This window comes from Microbacterium invictum, assembly GCF_014197265.1.
Taxonomy (GTDB): domain Bacteria; phylum Actinomycetota; class Actinomycetes; order Actinomycetales; family Microbacteriaceae; genus Microbacterium; species Microbacterium invictum.
Map to the genome: position 1 here is coordinate 2,880,975 of NZ_JACIFH010000001.1, position 18,561 is coordinate 2,899,535.

At 70.7% G+C, this 18,561-nt stretch carries 16 protein-coding genes; 12 read left to right on the top strand and 4 right to left on the bottom strand.

Translation table 11 applies throughout. The annotated features are described in order from the left end of the window. Positions 1–5 precede the first annotated feature (5 nt). The 3 genes from BKA10_RS13365 (at position 6) to BKA10_RS13375 (ending at position 2,134) form a co-directional block, all read left to right on the top strand. Positions 6–626, top strand: coding sequence for a nucleotide exchange factor GrpE (locus tag BKA10_RS13365; protein WP_183500381.1), 621 nt, complete (start codon positions 6–8; stop codon positions 624–626). 13 nt (positions 627–639) lie between these two features. Beyond that, positions 640–1,626 (top strand): DnaJ C-terminal domain-containing protein, encoded by a 987-nt coding sequence (locus BKA10_RS13370; RefSeq protein WP_183500383.1) that lies wholly within the window; start codon positions 640–642, stop codon positions 1,624–1,626. 64 nt (positions 1,627–1,690) lie between these two features. After that, positions 1,691–2,134, top strand: a complete 444-nt coding sequence (locus BKA10_RS13375; RefSeq protein ID WP_183500385.1) for a heat shock protein transcriptional repressor HspR — start codon at positions 1,691–1,693, stop codon at positions 2,132–2,134. Between the two features lie 62 nt (positions 2,135–2,196). Here BKA10_RS13375 and BKA10_RS13380 read toward each other — a convergent pair whose 3' ends face one another. Next, complete coding sequence (locus tag BKA10_RS13380; RefSeq protein ID WP_183500387.1) at positions 2,197–5,892, bottom strand: DUF5979 domain-containing protein; 3,696 nt, start codon at positions 5,890–5,892, stop codon at positions 2,197–2,199. Positions 5,893–6,157: 265 nt separating this feature from the next. Between BKA10_RS13380 and BKA10_RS13385 the strand changes: the two genes are divergently transcribed. The 3 genes from BKA10_RS13385 to BKA10_RS13395 are packed head-to-tail and all read left to right on the top strand — an operon-like array spanning position 6,158 to position 8,515. Further along, complete coding sequence (locus BKA10_RS13385; RefSeq protein ID WP_183500389.1) at positions 6,158–7,258, top strand: alcohol dehydrogenase catalytic domain-containing protein; 1,101 nt, start codon at positions 6,158–6,160, stop codon at positions 7,256–7,258. 55 nt (positions 7,259–7,313) lie between these two features. Beyond that, complete coding sequence (gene fabG, locus BKA10_RS13390) at positions 7,314–8,063, top strand: 3-oxoacyl-ACP reductase FabG (RefSeq protein ID WP_183500391.1); 750 nt, start codon at positions 7,314–7,316, stop codon at positions 8,061–8,063. After that, a complete protein-coding gene (locus tag BKA10_RS13395) occupies positions 8,060–8,515 on the top strand; it encodes a MaoC family dehydratase (protein WP_183500393.1) in 456 nt (151 codons plus the stop codon). The genes fabG and BKA10_RS13395 overlap by 4 nt, the downstream gene beginning before the upstream one ends. A gap of 111 nt (positions 8,516–8,626) precedes the next feature. On the opposite strand, the gene BKA10_RS13400 is transcribed toward BKA10_RS13395, so the two are convergent. Both BKA10_RS13400 and BKA10_RS13405 read right to left on the bottom strand, forming a co-directional pair. Then, a complete protein-coding gene (locus BKA10_RS13400) occupies positions 8,627–9,844 on the bottom strand; it encodes an acetyl-CoA C-acetyltransferase (protein ID WP_183500395.1) in 1,218 nt (405 codons plus the stop codon). Between the two features lie 43 nt (positions 9,845–9,887). Further along, entirely contained in the window at positions 9,888–11,102 is a 1,215-nt protein-coding gene (locus tag BKA10_RS13405) for an acyl-CoA dehydrogenase family protein (RefSeq protein WP_183500396.1), read from the bottom strand. 92 nt (positions 11,103–11,194) lie between these two features. Between BKA10_RS13405 and BKA10_RS13410 the strand changes: the two genes are divergently transcribed. From BKA10_RS13410 to BKA10_RS13435, 6 genes are all read left to right on the top strand, one after another. Continuing rightward, on the top strand, positions 11,195–11,842 hold the full coding sequence (locus BKA10_RS13410) for a QsdR family transcriptional regulator (RefSeq protein ID WP_183500397.1): 648 nt from the start codon (positions 11,195–11,197) through the stop codon (positions 11,840–11,842). Next, positions 11,839–12,243: a thioesterase family protein gene (locus tag BKA10_RS13415; protein WP_183500399.1), complete on the top strand. Its 405-nt coding sequence runs from the start codon at positions 11,839–11,841 to the stop codon at positions 12,241–12,243. Before BKA10_RS13410 ends, BKA10_RS13415 begins: the two co-directional genes overlap by 4 nt. Positions 12,244–12,702: 459 nt before the next feature. Next, positions 12,703–13,755: a phosphotransferase family protein gene (locus BKA10_RS13420; RefSeq protein ID WP_183500401.1), complete on the top strand. Its 1,053-nt coding sequence runs from the start codon at positions 12,703–12,705 to the stop codon at positions 13,753–13,755. After that, the gene (locus tag BKA10_RS13425) at positions 13,755–14,957 is read left to right on the top strand and encodes an acyl-CoA dehydrogenase family protein (protein WP_183500403.1); all 1,203 of its coding nucleotides are present in this window, start codon (positions 13,755–13,757) and stop codon (positions 14,955–14,957) included. The genes BKA10_RS13420 and BKA10_RS13425 overlap by 1 nt, the downstream gene beginning before the upstream one ends. A gap of 39 nt (positions 14,958–14,996) precedes the next feature. Further along, positions 14,997–16,595, top strand: coding sequence for an AMP-binding protein (locus BKA10_RS13430; RefSeq protein ID WP_183500405.1), 1,599 nt, complete (start codon positions 14,997–14,999; stop codon positions 16,593–16,595). Between the two features lie 105 nt (positions 16,596–16,700). After that, the gene (locus BKA10_RS13435) at positions 16,701–17,153 is read left to right on the top strand and encodes an SRPBCC domain-containing protein (protein WP_183500407.1); all 453 of its coding nucleotides are present in this window, start codon (positions 16,701–16,703) and stop codon (positions 17,151–17,153) included. Between the two features lie 107 nt (positions 17,154–17,260). On the opposite strand, the gene BKA10_RS13440 is transcribed toward BKA10_RS13435, so the two are convergent. Then, a complete protein-coding gene (locus BKA10_RS13440) occupies positions 17,261–18,559 on the bottom strand; it encodes an ABC transporter substrate-binding protein (RefSeq protein ID WP_183500409.1) in 1,299 nt (432 codons plus the stop codon). Positions 18,560–18,561 lie beyond the last annotated feature (2 nt).

The following is an 18,561-nucleotide window of genomic DNA, read 5'->3' on the forward strand; positions in this document are numbered from 1 at the left end:
GACACATGACGAACAAGGACTTCGAACAGCCCGAAGACGGCGACGAGGTTCTCGGCGAGGAGGGGTCGGAGGCGCAGGCCTTCGACCCCGAGTCGCAGGAGGACACGGACGAATCGGCGCAGCCCGATGCGGAGGCGGATGCACTGACGATAGAGGACATCCTCGCCGCGGCGCAGTCGGATGAAGCGGCCGTCGCCGACGCTCCCGCCGAGGAGCACGACCTCGTGCTCGACCTCAAGCGGGTGCAGGCCGAGTACGCCAACTACCGTCGTCGGACCGAGGAGCAGCGGCAGATCGAGATCGAGCGCACGACCGGCTCGGTCGCAGCGAAGCTGCTGCCCGTGCTCGACGATCTCGACCGCGCCGAGAAGCACGGCGACCTCGTCGAGGGGTCCGCGCTGACCGCGATCGCCGAGAAGCTGCGCGGCGTGGTCACGCGACTGGGTGTCGAACGCTACGGTGAAGCCGGCGAGGAGTTCGATCCGCGCCAGCACGAGGCGATCTTCCAGGCGCCGACACCGGGCACCGAGACGCCGACGATCCTCGAGGTCGTGGAGATCGGATACCGCATCGGCGAGACGGAGCTTCGCCCTGCGAAGGTCGTCGTCGCCGTCCCGGCGGAGTAGTCGAGGAGAGCGGATGGCCAGTCAAGACTGGTTCGACAAGGACTTCTACAAGGTCCTCGGGGTGTCCAAGGACGTCACCGAGCCCGATCTGAAGAAGTCCTATCGAAAGCTGGCGCGCAAGTATCACCCCGATTCGACGCAGGGCGACCCGGCGGCCGAGGCCAAGTTCAAGGAGATCAGCGAAGCGTACGCCGTGCTGAGCGACAAGACGCAGCGCGAGGAGTACGACCAGATCCGCGCCATGGGCTCGGGCGCCCGGTTTCAGGCGCCCGGCTCGGGTGGCGGTGGCTTCGAAGACGTCTTCAGCCGGTTCGGTCGCGGCGGCGGTGGTGCGCAGCAGGCCGACTTCGACGACCTCTTCGCGATGTTCGGCGAGCAGGGCGGCGGTCGGTTCGGCTCGGGCCGGTTCGGCCAGACCAGCGGAGGCTTCCGTGGCTTCGGCGGCCCGCAGCGCGGCGCCGATGTCTCTGCGCGGACCACGCTGGACTTCCAGACCGCGGTGCGCGGCGAGACCATCACTCTCGCGGGAGAAGACGGCAAGCCGTTCAAAGTGAAGATCCCGGCCGGTGTCGCCGACGGGCAGAAGATCCGCCTGCGCGGGCGAGGTCGCCCCTCGCCCGACGGGGGAGAGACCGGAGACATCGTCGTGACTGTGACCGTGCGTCCCCATCCCGTGTTCACCCGGGACGGGCTGAACCTGCGCGTGACCGTGCCCGTCACGTTCACCGAAGCAGCCCTGGGCGCCACCATCGAGGTGCCGACGCTCGGCGGCGACCCCGTCAAGCTGCGGGTCGCGCCCGGCACCCCCTCCGGGCGGGTGCTGCGGGTCAAGGGACGCGGCGTGGTCTCGAGCAAGGGCACCGGCGACCTGCTCGCCGAGGTTCAGGTGGCCGTCCCCGCGCACCTCGACGACCGGGCCCGCGAGGCGCTCGAGCGCTTCCACGAGCTCGAGCCCAAGGAGAACCCGCGGGCCGATCTCATGAGCAAGGCGCGGGAGTGAGTCAGCCCCGGCTCGGGTGACAGCACGCGCGGAACGCGGGAGGATGGCAGGAGAGGAGCGCACCATGGTCGACGATCAGATCGATGAGGAGACGCCGGTCTTCGCGATCGCCGCCGCCGCCGAACTGGCGGGCATGCACCCCCAGACCCTCCGGCAGTACGACCGCCTCGGGCTCGTCATCCCGGCGCGCACGCAGGGCGGGTCGCGCCGCTACTCATTGCGCCACGTCGGGCAGCTGCGCGAGGTCGCGCAGCTGTCGGCCGAGGGCATGAGCCTGCCCGCCATCGCGCGCATCATCGAGCTCGAGAATCACGTGCGCATGCTGCGCCGCCAGGTCGGCGAGCTCGAACAGCGCCTCCGCGAAGAGATCGAGCAGCGACGCGGCGTGCGCGTGTTCGCCGCCGGTGCGACCGGCAGCGTCGTCACGCTGCGCCACGGCACGCGCACCCGCCGCGCGACCGACGTCGTTCTCTGGCGCCCCCGCCCGCCGCGGACCGACGGCGAGTAGCCCGCGCATTTCGATCCGACGGGCCCCGAAACGCGCACCCTGTCCGCCGGCGAACGAGACGCTCAGACCTGGACGCGTCGCCGCCACACGAGGATCACGCCGAGCGCGATCAGGGCGAGCGCCGTGAGCGGCAGGCCGGCGTGGAACACGCCGCCGGTGACCGGCAGCTCGCCGGTCGGGTCGGCATCGGCCGTGTTCTCCAGCGCCAGTGTCAGCGTCTCGCCGGCGACGAGGGTGACCGTTACCCAGCCGTCGGCGTCCGGCGTCAGAGTATCGTCGCCGGCGCTCCAGCGCGGCGCACCCCAGGTGACATCGTCGATGTCGGGCAGGTCCCCTTCGCGCACGCGCACCGTGGCCCCCGGTTCCAGCCCGTCGACCGTGAGCGGCTCATCGATGCCCACCGCGGCGTCGACCGGCGCAGCCCCGTCGACCGAATACTCGATCGCGAACTCAGTGCCGGCGCTCACGGCATCCGCCCCATCCCCGGTCACCGACTTCTCGACGGCGAACGCTGCCACGGCATCCGAAGCAAGAGCGTTGGTCAGCTCGAACGCGATGGTCTCCTCGTGTGAGGCGACCGGCACGACGACGTGGCCGTTGTCTTCGATGGGCAGTTCCTGCCCATCGATCGTCCACACCGGGGTCTGCCAGGTCGCGCCGGGGATCGCTGCGGGCTGCGGCTCTGTCGCCTCGAGGATCGACCCGACGAGGAACTGATCGGAGGCTACGGTCTCACCCGCAGTGAGCGTCAGCGCCGGCTGCGGCTCGTCGTCGACCCACCAATCGACCGTGAACTCGGTGTCCGCGGGGGCTAGTCCGGCCTCGTCGACGACCGTCTTGGTCAACGACACCCGCGCGTATTCGACGGCCGTGTTGGTGACCGTCGCCGTAGGCACCGCAGTGTCATCGGCGGTGATCGTGATCACCGGCGACGGGCTCCAGACGGGGGTGCCCCATCGGAAGTTGCCCGGCAGGACGTCATCGCCGGGGACGACTTCGGCCAGGATGATGCGCGTGCCGATCGCGAACTCGACCGGCACGCCGTCGGTATCGAGCGGGCTGACCGGCGTGCCGTCGAACGGCACCGCCATGGTGCCCGTCCGCGCGCTGCCGTCACCGGCCGGCGGTACGGCGAGGTAGCCGACGGTCACCGTGTCGGCCGACAGCCGGTCGGCGGTGATGCCGCTGAGCTCCTTGGCGACGCGGAACGTGCCGGTGGCGATCGTCGCGGTGTTGATCACGGTACCGGCGACGGTCGCCGAGTCGCCTGCGCCGATCGTGAGCTGCGCGGGATCGAACGCCACATCGCCCCAGGCGACGCCGCGCATCGCCGGCGGTGCCTCTTCGTCGAAGGTGACGACCGTGTCATACGGGAACTGCATCGGATCGCCGGCCGCATCCCGGGGCGTGACGGGAGTGCCGTCGACGGGCAGGCTGATGGTGCCGGTGGTCTCGTTGTCCAGTGGATCGGTGGCGGTCCAGCTGACGTTGACGGCGGTGCCGACGGGGAGGTCGGCGGGGTCGATGCCCTCGAACTGCTTGGCCAGCGAGAAGGTGCCGGTCTTGCGGTTGTTGACCACGTCGATGACGATCTCCCCGCTGTCTGGCAGCGGGATCTCGACGATGGCGTCCGCGAGCGGCACGTCGCCCTCGAAGCCGCCGGCGGCGAACTCCTGCGTCTCGCCGTCGATCGTGACACGGAACACGGGTGCATCCCAGGCCGACACGTCCACAGGGGCGTTGTCGAACAGCGGGACGAGTTCGGCCAGCTCGAGCGTGTCGGTGCCGGTCTCCAGGTCGAGCAGCGTGATCGGGTCGCCTACGGCGATCTCCTGCGTACGGCGCTGCTCGGTGCCGGGTATGTCCGGGTCGGCGTTGTAGCTGATCGCGTACTGGAAGCGCGGATCTGCCGCATGGCCGGTGACCTCTTTCACGACCGATACGGTGCGTTCGGCGGTGTCGGGGATGAGGAGGTTCGTCAAGGTGATCTCGGCCGTGGTGCCATCGCCGACGACGATGACACGCCCGGGATCCCACCCGGCTGCCCCCCAGTCATAGCCGTCCGGTGGGGTGACGCCGGTGAGGTCCTCCGACAGGGTGATCAGCGTTCCCGCGGGGAAGTCGGTGTCGGGGGAGACGGGGGTGCCGTCGAGGGGCACCTGAATCGTGCCGGTTCCGGTCTCTTCGCCCCCGGACGCCGCCCGCCACGTGACCGGTACCTCGCCGGACAGGTCGTCCACCGGGTCGCCGGCGTCGTCGACGACGGATTTGCTGACAGAGAACGTGCCCAGCTGTGCGGTCGCGGTGTTGGTCACGGTGACCTGGGCGGTCGTCCCCGCGCCGATGATCAGCGGATTCGGTGCGATCTCCGGGGTGCCCCAGTCATACCCGGGCACCGACGGCGGCGTGATCTCGGCGAAGGTCACTGCGGTGCCCGCGGGGAATCGTTCACCGGCATCCACCCACTCACCGGTGGCAGGAAGATTCAGCGAACCCGTCAGGTCGCCGTCCGGCGTGGCGGCGGTGTAGTTCACGGTGAAGACCACACCGTCCAGCAGCGGATCGGTGGGGTCGATGCCCGTGACGTCCTTCTGCACGCGGAACGTGCCGTCGTCGCTCGGCGCGCACGCGATCTGCCCGGCGAACATGAACGAATGGATCTCGCCGCCGAGCGTGGCAACGGTGCGGCCGATGATCTGGCCGTCCAGGGGCGACGCATTGACCGTGACATCGGCCTCGGGCGCATAGATCGAGCCGTCGATGCGCGCCTCGGCCGCGCGCACCAGGACGTCGCCGGTGAGTGCTGACAGATCCCACAGGATGTACGGCGAGTGCGCCCCCTGCGGATCGGCGCGCGCGCCGATCACTTCGGTCGTGCCGGCGGCGACGCGGATGACCAGGGGATTCGCGATGCCCGGGGTCGGTCCCGAGCTGAACTGCAGCAGGCCGGTGCCGGCGATGTCGTCGTAGTCGACCACGTTGGGCTGGTCGGCGCTGAGCGGTGCGAGGACGACTCGGCTGCCGGCGTCTTCGGCGACATCGACGTGATAACCGGTGCCGGTGACGGGGTCGGTGACGTCGTCGAGGCACTGCGCAGCCTGGTCGTAGCTCGCCTCGGCGTTCGCCTCGACATAGTCGGCCACCGCAGTGGCTGAGGTGTCGAACGTGTAGATGCTCCCGCTGCCGGTGGCGGATGCCGGTGGTGTCGCGCTTGCGGGATACTGCTGGTCGGTCGCGTCGATCAGGGGAGTCTGATCGACATTGGCGGGGTTGGTGTTCAGCCGGACCCAGTCGGCGCGCGCGAACGGCTGGAAGGGGCCGTCGCGCTCGACCATCTTGAGGTCGCCCTGCAGCGAGGGCTCCTCGGTGCCGGCGCTGGTGATGGCCATGATGCCACCGCTGCTCTGCGAGTACGAGTCCACCAGCAGCCGCGTGGGATCGCCGTCGACGGTCGGCAAGGTGTAGTCGCCGGTACCTGCGGAGACGTGGATGATCGTGTACTGCCCGCCACCGGGCTTGGTGAGGACCCCGCCGACGGCGATGCTGCCCTCGGTCTCGTCATTGCCCAGACTCGCGTCCTCGCGGGCGTAGACGGTGAATCCGCCGCTCGCGGTGAACGGGTTGAACGTGTCGGGATACGCCGCTGCCGCCGGTTCGCTCGGGGTCAGCGCGACAGCGCCCGAGACGGCGAGCACCGCGGCGAGGGCCATCGGCACGAAGCGACGACGGCGGGATGGTGCGACTGAGACAAGGGGCATGAGACTCCTGGGGCCGGATCGGTCCTCAGTCAAACACGCGGCCGGCCGTTCTGTCTCGGGTATCGCCCCTCCGGCATCCGGTATCCCCCGCGATGGGGGAGGGATGGATCGCCCCAGCGCGGCGTAGACCTCTCGCGTGGAGGTGTCGGATTAGACGAGCATACCGCGCGGTCGGTATGCTCGGCTCGGAGTAGCGTCGTCGGTGTCGCGATCGATGCGACGGCCGCAGTCGGAGCCGACGCGGCGGGCAGACGAGGAGGTCGGCATGGAGATCATCGGAGCGGTGCTCGAGACGTCCGGGGTCGAGAAGCCCTTTGCGCAGACGCGGCCGTTCACCGTCGGCCCGCTCGAGCTCGACGCGCCCGCCCCCGGCGAAGTGCTCGTGCGCATCGAAGCGGCGGGGGTGTGCCACTCCGACCTCAGCGTGGTCGACGGCAACCGCCGCCGCCCCACCCCGATGCTGCTCGGCCACGAGGCTGCCGGCATCGTCGAGCGGCTCGGCGACGACGTCGACGACCTCGTCGTGGGCGACCGCGTCGTCATGACCTTCCTTCCGCGGTGCGGACACTGCGCCGGCTGCCGCACCGACGGCCGGCTGCCGTGCGAGGTCGGCACGGCCGCCAACAACGCCGGCACGCTCGTCGGCGGCGGCATCCGCCTGCACCGCGACGGCGCCGACATCCGTCATCACCTCGGCGTCAGCGCATTCGCCTCGCACGCCGTCGTCAGCCGCACCTCGATCGTGCCCGTGCCCGCCGACGTGCCGGCCGAGATCGCCGCACTCCTCGGATGCGCCGTGCTCACCGGCGGCGGGGCGGTCATCAACGCGGCCCGTCCCGAAGCCGGAACACGGCTCGTCGTCGTCGGCCTCGGCGGGGTCGGCATGGCGGCGCTGCTGGTCGGCGTCGCGCTCGGGCTGGAGGTCATCGGCGTGGATGCCGTGGACGCGAAGCTCGAGCTGGCCCTCGGCCTCGGGGCCGCGCAGGCCCTGTCTCCGGCGGATGCCGTGGACCGCGGCATCCGCGCCCCCGCCGTCGTCGAGGCCGCCGGGCATCCGCGCGCGTTCGAGACCGCGGTCGCTCTCACCGCCCCCGGCGGCACGACGGTCACCGTGGGCCTTCCCGCGCCGGATGCCCGATCCGAGGTGTCTCCGCTGCAGCTGACCGCCGGGGCGCGCACGATCATCGGCAGCTACCTGGGGTCGGCCGTGCCCAGCCGCGACATCCCGCACTACGTCGAAATGTGGCGCTCGGGCGCTCTGCCGCTCGAGAAGCTCGTGTCCAGCCGCATCCGGCTGGACGAGATCGACGCCGCCATGGACCGGCTCGCCGCCGGCGGAGAGCTGCGACAGCTCATCACGTTCTGAGTGTGATCCGTACCGGCCGCCGGACCTGGCGGCATCCATCATCGAAGGGAAACGCATGACCCGCACCGCCATCGTCACCGGAGCCGCGCGCGGCATCGGCGCCGCCACCGCGAAGCGCCTCGCCGCCGACGGGTTCGCCGTCGCCGTGCTCGATCTCGACGCCGCAGCCTGCGCCGACACCGTCGCCGCGATCGAAGCCGCCGGAGGGCGCGCGATCGCCGTCGGCGCGAACGTCGCCGACGGTGCCGCCGTGGCATCCGCGGTCGAGAAGATCGTCGCCGAACTCGGGGCACCCACGGTCCTCGTCAACAACGCCGGGATCATCCGCGACAACCTGCTGTTCAAGATGACCGAGGACGACTGGGACGCCGTGCTCACCGTGCACCTGCGCGGCGCGTTTCTGATGACCAAGGCCGTGCAGACGCACATGGTCGACGCCGGCTGGGGGCGCATCGTCAACCTGTCGTCGACATCGGCGCTGGGCAACCGTGGCCAGGCCAATTACGCCGCCGCGAAAGCGGGCATGCAGGGCTTCACCAAGACCCTCGCGATCGAGCTGGGCCGTTACGGCGTGACGGCGAACGCGATCGCGCCGGGGTTCATCCAGACCGACATGACGCGGGCGACCGCCGAGCGGATCGGTGTCTCGTTCGAGGACTTCGTCGCTGCCGCGTCGAAGGAGATCCCGGTCGGCCGCGGCGGAACGCCCGAAGACATCGCGGGCGCCGTGTCGTACTTCGTGTCGGAGGACGCGGGGTTCGTGTCGGGTCAGGTGCTGTATGTGGCGGGAGGTCCCCGCGCATGAGCATTCGGGTGGCATCGGTGACGGAGCTGCCGTCGGCGGTCGGGCAGACCGCGGTGGGCGAGTGGTTCGAGATCTCGCAGGAGCGGATCGCCGGCTTCGCGGACGTGACCGAGGACTGGCAGTGGATCCACCTGGACGCCGAACGCGCGGCATCCGGACCCTTCGGCGGCACCATCGCACACGGGTATCTGACCCTGTCGCTGCTGCCGCGCCTCGCCGACGGGCTGCTCGAGGTCGACGGCGTCGCGATGGCCGTGAACTACGGGCTCGACAAGGTGCGGTTCCTGCAGCCGGTGCGCGCCGGGTCACGCGTGCGCGCATCGACCGAGGTCGTCTCGGCGGAGCCCGGGGCCCAGGGCACGCGGGTCGGCCTGCGCACGACGGTGGAGATCGACGGCTCCGAACGTCCCGCACTGGTGGCCGAGACGATCGCGCTGTTCGTGCCCCGCTGAGCCCGCGGGGTGTGTTCATCACACTCCCGCGCGTGGGATGGGGGGCCTCGTCGCGAGCGTGCGGCCTGAGCACGCCCCTCGCGCGGGCTGTTCGTGCCCTGTGGGCCCCGCTCAGCGGATGCGTTCGAGCACCATGGCCATGCCCTGTCCGCCGCCCACGCACATCGTCTCGAGGCCGTAGCGGCCGCCTGTCTCCGTGAGGCCGTTGATGAGGGTCGAGGTGATGCGCGCGCCGGTCATGCCGAAGGGGTGCCCGACGGCGATCGCACCGCCGAAGGCGTTGAGCCTGTCGGAGTCGATGCCGAGCTCGCGCGCCGAGGGCAGCACTTGGGCGGCGAAGGCCTCGTTGAGCTCGACGAGGTCGATGTCGTCGATCGTCAGTCCCGCGCGACCCAGGGCCTGACGCGACGCCTCGACCGGGCCGAGGCCCATGATCTCGGGCGACAGCCCCGTCACGCCGGTCGACACGATGCGGGCCAGCGGCTGCAGGCCGAGTTCGTCGACGACGCGGTCCGAGACGATGACGACCGCGGCGGCCCCGTCGTTCAGAGGGCAGCAGTTTCCTGCGGTCACGGTGCCGTCCGGCCGGAACACCGGGTCCAGTCCCGCAAGTGCTTCGACGGTCACCCCCGGCCGCGGGCCGTCGTCGGAGGCGACCACCGTCCCGTCGTCGAGGGTCACCGGTTCGATGTCGCGCGCCCAGAAGCCGGAGGCGATGGCGCGCTCGGCGCGCTGCTGCGACTGCGCGGCAAAGGCGTCCTGATCGTCCCGCGTGACACCGTGCACCTGGGCGACGTTCTCGGCGGTCTGCCCCATCGCGATGTACGGATCGGGCAGGGCACCGGTGGACCGCGGGTCGGTCCACGCCGCAGCGCCGGCCGCACCGCGCGCGGCGGTGCGTGCCTTGGCGTCGGCGAACACCGGATTCTCGGCGGCGGCGATGTCGGAGTACCCGTGCTCGTAGCGCGACACCGACTCCACCCCGGCCGAGACGAACACGTCGCCCTCGCCGGCCTTGATCGCGTGGAAGGCCATCCGCGTCGTCTGCAGCGACGACGAGCAGTAGCGGTTCACGGTCGTGCCGGGCGCGGCATCCAGCCCTGCGAGCACGGCGACGATCCGCGCCAGGTTGAATCCCTGCTCACCCGCGGGCTGGCCCGTGCCGACCATGAGGTCGTCGATGCGCCCCGGGTCGAGCGAGGGCACCTTCGCGAGCGTCGCGCGCACCATCCGCGCGGTCAGGTCATCGGGGCGCACGCCGATGAGCGACCCTTTGCGGGCCCGGCCGATCGGCGAGCGTGCGGTGGCGACGATATAGGCCTCGGTCATGGCATCCTTCTCCAGACAATCAGACGAACTCGGGTGAATCAGATCAGACGAACGCGGCGATGCCGGTGATCGCCCGGCCCACGATGAGGTTGTTCATGTCGTACGTGCCCTCGACGGTATATATCGCCTCGGCGTCGGCGAAGTAGCGGGCGACCCCATGGTCGAGCTGGATTCCGTTGCCGCCCATGACCTCGCGGCACAGGGCCACCGTCTCGCGCATCCGCACGGTCACGAACGCCTTCGCCATCGCGGAGTGGTGATCGCCCTGCACGCCCTCGTCCTGCAGCTGCGACACCCGCATGCACATCGCGAACGATGCGGTGATGTTCGACAGCGCGATCGCGAGCTTCTGCTGCACCAGCTGGAATCCGGCGATCGGCTTGCCGAACTGCAGGCGGGATGTCGCATATCTCACCGTGGCCTCGTAGGCGCCGACGGCGACGCCGAGCGCCTGCCACGCGACGTCGCCGCGGGTCAGGCGCAGCACGATGGCGACATCGCGGAACGAGCGGATGGCCGGAAGGCGGTCACTCTCGGGTACGACAACGTGCTCGAGCACGATGTCGGCGTTCTCCACCGCGCGCAGTGACTGCTTGCGCTTGATCTTGGTGCCGGTGAAGCCGGTCGCCGGCGTGCGCACGAGGAATCCCTTGACCTGGTCGTCGGCGACGTCGCGTGCCCAGATCACCACGAGATCGGCGAAGGCGCCGTTGCCGATCCACCGCTTCGCGCCGTTGAGCACCCATTCGTCGCCGCGGCGCTCGGCGGTGGTCTCGAGGCCCTTGGCGGTGTCGGATCCGTGGCCCGGCTCGGTGAGCCCGAAGGCGGCGACCAGCTCGCCGCGTGCGAGCCGCGGCATCCATTCCGCCTTCTGCTCGGGCGAGCCGCCCACATCGATCGAGGTCATCGCCAGGCCGCTGTGCACACCGAGGAAGGTCGCCGTCGACGGGTCGGCGCGCGAGATCTCCATCGCGACCCAGCCGCGGTAGACGTTGCTGTTCTCGAACTGCGCCGTCTCGGCGAACGCGTGACCGAACAATCCGAGCTCGGCGAACCGCGGCCACAGGTGCTTGGGGCTCTCGGCGCGGTCCCAGAAGTCATCGGCGAACGGCGCCACTTCGGTGTCGAGGAACTCGCGGATGCGAGCCAGGTGCTGCTGCTCGGTCGGCGAGAGCTGCGCCTGGAAGCCGTAGAAGTCGGCGGCCAACGGCGCAGCCGGGGCGGCCTCGGCCCCGGCTGGGGTGAGGGTGAGCGACATCGCATCTCCGATCGTCGGTGATCTGTGTGTGGCCATTGTGCAACAAACTGCAGAATGTTGCACATCGACTGCGCGGCGGTAGAGTTCAGGTCATGTCAGCCCCGGTCCAGATCGCGTCGATCGCGACGGTCGGAGTGGACGCTGCGCCCTCCTGGCTCTCGGAGCGCATGGCCGGCCACGCCGACGCTCGCCGCGCATTCGAGCTCGCCCGCGAGCTGTTCATCTCGGGGCGACGCATCGACATGGGTGGCCTGGCGGCGACGCTCGGGGTGGACCGGACGTCGCTGTTCCGCTGGGTCGGCAACCGCGACGCGCTGCTGAGCGAGGTGCTGTGGTCGCTCGCCATCCCGACCCTGGTGCAGGCCGAGCATGCGACCGGAGACCTGCACGGCGCCGACCGCGTGGCCGCGCTGCTCACGAGTTTCGTGGCCGACCTCAACCGGGCCGAGTACTTCCGCGAGTTCCTGCGCCGTGAACCCGCCCGAGCGCTGCGGCTGCTGACGACGACGGAGAGCGAGATCCAGCGCCGCTACGTCGCCACTGCCGACTGGCTCGTGCGGCGCGAGCTCGGCGATGCCCCACTGGGCGGCGCCATCGACGTGGCGAGCCTCGCGTACCTGCTGGTGCGCGTCTCGGAGTCCTTCACCTACGCCGACCTCATCGCCGGCGACGAGCCGAGCGCCGCCCGCGCGGGTGTGGCGTTCCGCCTGCTGCTGCGCGTGGACCGGGCGACGACGTGACCGGCTACCGCGTGCGCCGGCCGTTCGCCACCCGCTGGCGCGACAACGACCAGTACGGGCATCTCAACAATGTCGTCTACTACGAGGCGATGGACACCGCCGTCAACGCCTGGATGATCGACGCCGCAGGTCTCGACCCCGCCGGCACAGAGATCGCGATCGTGGTGGCCTCGTCGTGCGAGTACCGTGCGTCGGCGTCGTTCCCCGAGCCGCTCGAGGTGGGCATCGCCGTCGAGCGCCTCGGCACGACATCGGTCACCTGGGCGCTGGGGATCCTGCGACCGGGCGAGGACGAGCCCCTCGCGACGGGCCGTTTCGTGCACGTCTTCGTGGATGCCGCGACCCGGCGCCCGACGCCGGTTCCGCCCCGCGTGCGCGCGGCCATCGCCGCGCAGCTGTAGGCGTCCCGCCGCCTGGCCGCTGTCGCGTGGGAGTCGCCGGGTGCGGGCCCGGCGCCGGTCGCGTTTGTGGTCGCGTGTTGCGGGTTCGGCGGTGGTGAGGCCGCCCGTTGTGACCCCGATTCGCGGCGCGGCCCGGCGCCGGTCGCGTTTGGGGTCGCGTGTTGCGGGGTCGGCGGTGGTGAGGCGGCCAGTTGTGACCTCGATTCGCGGCGCGGCCCGGCGCCGGTCGCGTTTGTGGTCGCGTGTTGCGGGGTCGGCGGTGGTGAGGCGGCCCGTTGTGACCCCGATTTGCGGCGCGGCCCGGCGCCCGTCGCGTTTGTGGTCGCGTGTTGCCGGTTCGGCGGTGGTGAGGCGGCCATTTGTGACCTCGATTCGCCCAAACCAGGGCGTCCTGGGTTTGGCCACAAACCGACCGGGCGGTATGCTGGCCTCACGCGACAGCGAGAAGGGCGGTCGAGGATGACCCAGGGTCCGACCACGACCACCAGCGCGGTGCCGGGGCTCGACGCCCGCGCCCTGACCGCGTGGATCGCCGATGCCCACCCCGAACTGGCCGACCGGCCGCTCACGGCCGCCGTCATCGCGGGCGGTCGCTCCAACCTCACCTACGCGGTCGCCGGGGCGCGGATGCCGCTGATCCTGCGCCGTCCGCCGCTCGGCCACGTGCTCTCCAGCGCCCACGACATGCGACGCGAGCACCGCGTCATCGCCGCGCTCGGCAGCACGACGGTGCCGGTGCCGGTCGCGATCGACATCGTCGACGACACCGGCGGTGCGATCACCGGCACGCCGTTCTTCCTCATGGAGCGGGCGCCGGGACGCGTCCTGGCGCGACGGGCGCAGAATGCCGAGTACACGGCCGCCGGGCTGCACCGGCTCAGTTTCGAACTCATCCGCACGCTCGCGGACCTGCACGCGGTCGACCCGGCATCCATCGGGCTTGCCGGCTTCGGCCGCCCCGACGGCTACCTCGCCCGGCAGCTGAAGACCTGGCGGCGGCAGCTCGACGCGTCCCGCTCGCGTGAGACGCCGCTGCTCGACCGCCTGCAGGAGCACCTGGGCGAAGGGATGCCGGAGACCGGCCGCAGCGGCATCGTGCACGGCGACTACCGGCTCGACAACGCCCTGGTCGATGGGCCCGAGCCGCGCCTGTCGGCGATCCTCGACTGGGAGATGGCCACCCTCGGCGACCCGCTCGTGGACCTCGGCATGTTCGCGCTGTACTGGGAGATCGGCCGGCTGAACGCCGACTTCGCCGGCGCCGTACCGAGCCCGGTCGACCCCGCTGCGGGGTACCCCGCGTTCGACGAACTCGCCGCGGCGTACGGCGAACGGGGCGGCATCGACGTGCCTGACCTGGCGTGGTATCGCGCCTTCGCGGCGTACAAGCTCGCGGTGATCCTCGAGGGGATCCACTTCCGCTACCGGGCCGGCGACACCGTCGGCGAGGGCTTCGACACCATGGGCGAGCTCGTCGAGCCGCTCGCGCAGCAAGGGCTGGAGGGCCACTGATGGATTTCGCATTCGACGACACCACCCGCGATCTCGCCGAGCGGACCCGCGCATTCCTCGACGAGCAGGTGCTGCCGGCCGAGGCGCTCCACGAAGAGCAGCTCGCGGCGACGCCCGGGCAGTGGCACTTCCGCCCCGTGGTCGACGAGTTGCGCGTGAAAGCCCGCGAAGCCGGGCTGTGGAACCTCTTCCTGCCCGGCGAGAACGGCGCAGGGCTCACGAATCTGCAGTACGCGCCGCTCGCCGAGATCACCGGGTGGAGCCCGCGGCTCGCACCGGTCGCCCTCAACTGCTCGGCACCGGACACCGGCAACATGGAGGTGCTGAACGACTTCGGCACCCCCGAGCAGCAGGAGCGCTGGCTCACGCCGCTGCTCGCGGCTCAGATCCGCTCGGCGTTCTGCATGACCGAGCCCGATGTCGCCTCGTCGGATGCCACGAACATCGGCACCCGCATCCGCCGCGACGGCGACGAGTACGTCATCACCGGGCGCAAATGGTGGTCGACGGGCGCGATGAGCCCGGACGCGAAGATCTTCATCGTCATGGGCAAGACCGACCCCGACGCCGACCGGCACCGTCAGCAGTCGATGATCCTCGTACCTCGCGACACCCCCGGGGTGACGGTGGTCCGGCCGCTCACCGTGTTCGGCTACGACGACCGCGACCACGGCGGCCACGCCGAAGTCGCATTCGACGAGGTGCGCGTGCCGGCGTCCCATCTGATCGCGGGGGAGGGTGACGGGTTCGCCATCGCGCAGGCACGGCTCGGCCCCGGCCGCATCCACCACTGCATGCGGGCACTGGGCACCGGTGAGCGCGCCCTCGCGCTGATGGCCGACCGTGCGAACGAACGCGTCGCGTTCGGCCGGACCCTCGCCGAGCAGGGCGTCATCCGCGAGTGGGTCGCCCGGTCGCGGATCGAGCTCGAGTCGCTGCGCCTGCTCGTGCTCAAGACCGCGTGGCTGATGGATACCGTCGGCAACCGCAGGGCGATGACCGAGATCCAGGCGATCAAGATCGCGGTGCCGCGCGCCGTGCAGCGGATCCTCGACCGCGCGATCCAGACGTTCGGCGGTGCCGGCGTCTCACAGGACACCCCGCTGGCCGAGCTCTACGCCGGCGTGCGGACCCTGCGCATCGCCGACGGTCCCGACGAAGTCCACCTGAACAGCCTCGGCCGCGCGCAGCTGCGCCGCTGAACCCCGCCCGCGCGACTTTCAACGACGAAAGGACCCACTGTGAACCACCGATCCGACCCCGCCATCGACGGACCCGGCTACGCGACACTGTCTGTCGCGAGCATCCTCGCCGAGTCCGCCGTCCGCCACGCCGACCGTCCCGCACTGCTGTTCGCGGGCACGACGACGACGTACCGCGAGCTGTGGGAGCAGACCCGCGCCTACGCGGGCGCCCTGCAGGCCCACGGCATCGGCCCCGGCAGCCGGGTCGCGATGATCGTCCCGAACGTCCCCGACTTCGCCCGCGTCTACTACGCCGCCCTGTCGCTGGGCGCCATCGTGGTCCCGGTCCACCTGCTGCTCAAGTCGGCGGAGATCACCTATGTGCTGAAGGATGCCGGTGCCGACCTCTTCGTGGTCGCCGCACCCCTTCTGGCTGAGGCGCTGCCGGCCGCCGCCTCCGCAGAGGTCCCGGTCGTCACCGTCCTGCTGCCCGCAGGCGCGCCCGCCCCCGCAGGGGATCTGCCGCGCCTGGAGCAGGAGGCCGCGGCATCCACTCCTCTGCTCCGCCACACTCCCACCCGCCCGAGCGACCCGGCCACCATCCTCTACACGAGCGGTACGACCGGAACGCCCAAGGGCGCGGTCGGCTCGCACCTGTCGATCGTGGAGCAGGTGCACTGCACGCTCATCGACTCGTTCGACCTGAGCGCCGACGACATCGTCTTCGGCGGCCTGCCGCTGTTCCACACGTTCGGGCAGACGGCCGTCATGAACATGGCGTTCCGCGTGGGTGCGTCGGTCATCCTGCTGCCGCGATTCGACGCCGACGAGGCGCTGGCACTCATGGTCGCCCACGGCGCCACGGTCTTCACCGCCGTGCCCACGATGTACGTCGGCATGCTCGAAGCGGCCCACCGCAGCGACGCCCGTCCACCGCTGCGGTACGCGGTCTCGGGCGGTGCCGCGCTGCCGGTCGTCGTGCTCGAAGCCTTCCGCGAGCAGTTCGGCGCGGACGTGCACGAGGGCTACGGGCTCACCGAGACCGCACCGATCGTCTCGTCGAACACGCTCGTCGAACCCATCCGGCCCGGCACGGTGGGACGGGCGCTGTGGGGCGTCGACATCGCGATCGCCGACGGCGAGAAAGACGACGCCGTCGTGCTGCTGGACGACCCCGATGCGCTCGGCGAGATCGTCGTGCGCGGGCACAACCTGTTCACGGGGTATCTGGGCAGGCCCGAGGCGACGGATGCCGCGGTCGCGGGCGGCTGGTTCCGCACCGGCGACCTGGGGCGGTACGTCGACGGGGTGCTGACGATCGTCGACCGCAAGAAGGACATGATCGTGCGCAGCGGGTACAACGTGTACCCGACCGAGGTCGAGGCCGTGCTGGCCCAGCACCCGGGCATCGCGGTCGCCGCGGTGTTCGGCGTGCCCGACCATGTGCGCGGGCAGGAGATCCATGCGGCCGTCGTCGCGCACGACGGCGTGGCGCTCGACGATGCCGAGGTGGTGGCCTTCGTGCGCGACCGGATCGCGGCGTACAAGTATCCGCGCACCGTGCACGTGATTGACGAGCTGCCGCTGGGCGCCAGCGGCAAGGTCCTCAAGCGCGCGCTCGTCGACCGGTTCACGCTGCAGCCCGCGGGGGAGTGACCACCCCGCGACTCGTCGATGTCGCACGGTCCGATCTGCTCCCCTCTAGCGTCGCCGCCTCGGGGAGAGCAGACTGTGCCCTGACCCACGAGAGGGACCGGGCCGATGACCCCATCGAACCTCGAGCCGGCTACCGCGCCGATCGTCGTGACGCGCCAGGTGGCGGCCGATCCTGTTCATGCCTTCGAGGTGTTCACCGAGCGCTTGGGCGACTGGTGGGATCCCCTGCTGACTCCCGATCCCGACACCTACGAGGGCGCGGACATCGAAGAGGTCGAGGGCGGTGAGGTGGCGCTGCGCCACGATGGTGAGGACATCCCCATCGGCACCGTGCGCGAGTGGGAGACCGGCGAACGGTTCGCCATGACGTTCCACCTGGCTCTGCCGCACTCGCACCCGACCCGCGTCGCGGTCGACTTCGCCCCCGCCGAGGGCGGCACCCTCGTCACGCTGACCCACGACGGCTGGACCGCCGGCAACGCCCGCAGCCGCGGCACGTTCACCGAGTGGCCGCACCTCCTCGCCCGGTTCGCCGCGCTCGCCGAGTCCGGCGACTGAACGCGAGCCTGCGGTCCGAATGCGAGACCGGGGCGAGCGCGAGTCCGCGGACAACGCGAAAGGGGAGGCGCCCGCGAAGGGCGCCTCCCCTGAGCGATCCGCGCGCGTCAGCCCGGGATGCCGTTACCGGTCAGCGCGACCGGCGCGGGCTCCACCGCGGTCACCGCGCCGCCCCGCACCTCGTAGGTCGTGCCTATGTAGTCCTGCACGCCCTGGTCGACGCTCGTGATCCCGACCGTCAGATACGCGGCGTGGTTGTCCGGGGCGAACGCGAGGGGCGCGATGCCGTTGCCCTGCAGGTCGCCCGAGGTGATGGCCTCGAGCAGGCTCTCCCTCGTCGGGTCCTCACCGGCGGCCGCGAGCGCCTCGGCGAACGTGTACGCGACGCTCATGCCGTAGATGGTGTTCCCGTCGAACGGCGCACCGTCGTTGTACTCGTCGTTTATCTCGCGGAACAGCGTCACCCAGTCGTCGTCGCCCATCGGCGAGTAGTTGGTGCCGATGAACCCCTGCAGCAGCTGCGGCGCCGCGTCGCCGAGGTAGCCCTGCAGCGTCGGGTAGTCCGCGCCCGATGACGAAGCCATCCACTGCGGGAACCAGCCCAGCTGGGCCGCCGTGCCGATCGCGAGCGCCGTGAAGCCGTTGATCGTCGCGAGGGTGACGACCTCGCAGCCGGCGGCCTGCAGCGCGCCGATCTGCGCCGTGACGTCCTGGTTCGACACCGAGTACCGCTCGACGTGCGCGACACCGTCGGCGCCGAGCGCGGTCTCGAGACCGGTGAGGAAGTCGTCGCCGAAGTCGTCGTCCTGGCCGAGCATGCACACCGACGTGCCGGGCAATTCGTCCGCGGCGTACTGCGCGAGGGCCGCGCCCTCGACGACGTAGTCGGCATTGAAGCCGAACGTGAACGGGTATTTGTCGGGCTGGTTCCACGAGGTCGATCCCGATGCCACGAACAGGTCGGGCACCTTGTTCTGGTTGAGGAACTCGAGCACCGACTGGTGCGTCGCCGTGCCGAGGCCGTTGACGATCGCGAACACCTCGTCCTGCTGCACGAGCTCGCGCACGACCGTCTGCGTGTTGGCGGGGTTGTACCCGTCGTCCTTCACGATGTACTCGATCTCGCGGCCGTGGACGCCGCCCTCCTCGTTGATGTACTCGAAGTACGCGGTCGCCGCCGCCGAGATCGACGAGTAGCCGGCCGCGGCCGGGCCCGTCAGCGGCGTGTGCGTGCCGATCGTGACGGTCGTGTCGGTCACGCCGGTGCTGTCGCCGGTCGCCGCGGGATCGTCGGAGTCTGAGCCGGGTGCTGACGGCGTGCTGCACGCCGTGAGCACGAGGGCCGATGCCGCGAGCAGCACGCCGAACCGGCGGGCAGAGCGCGACGCTGAACTCTGGTGGGACATGG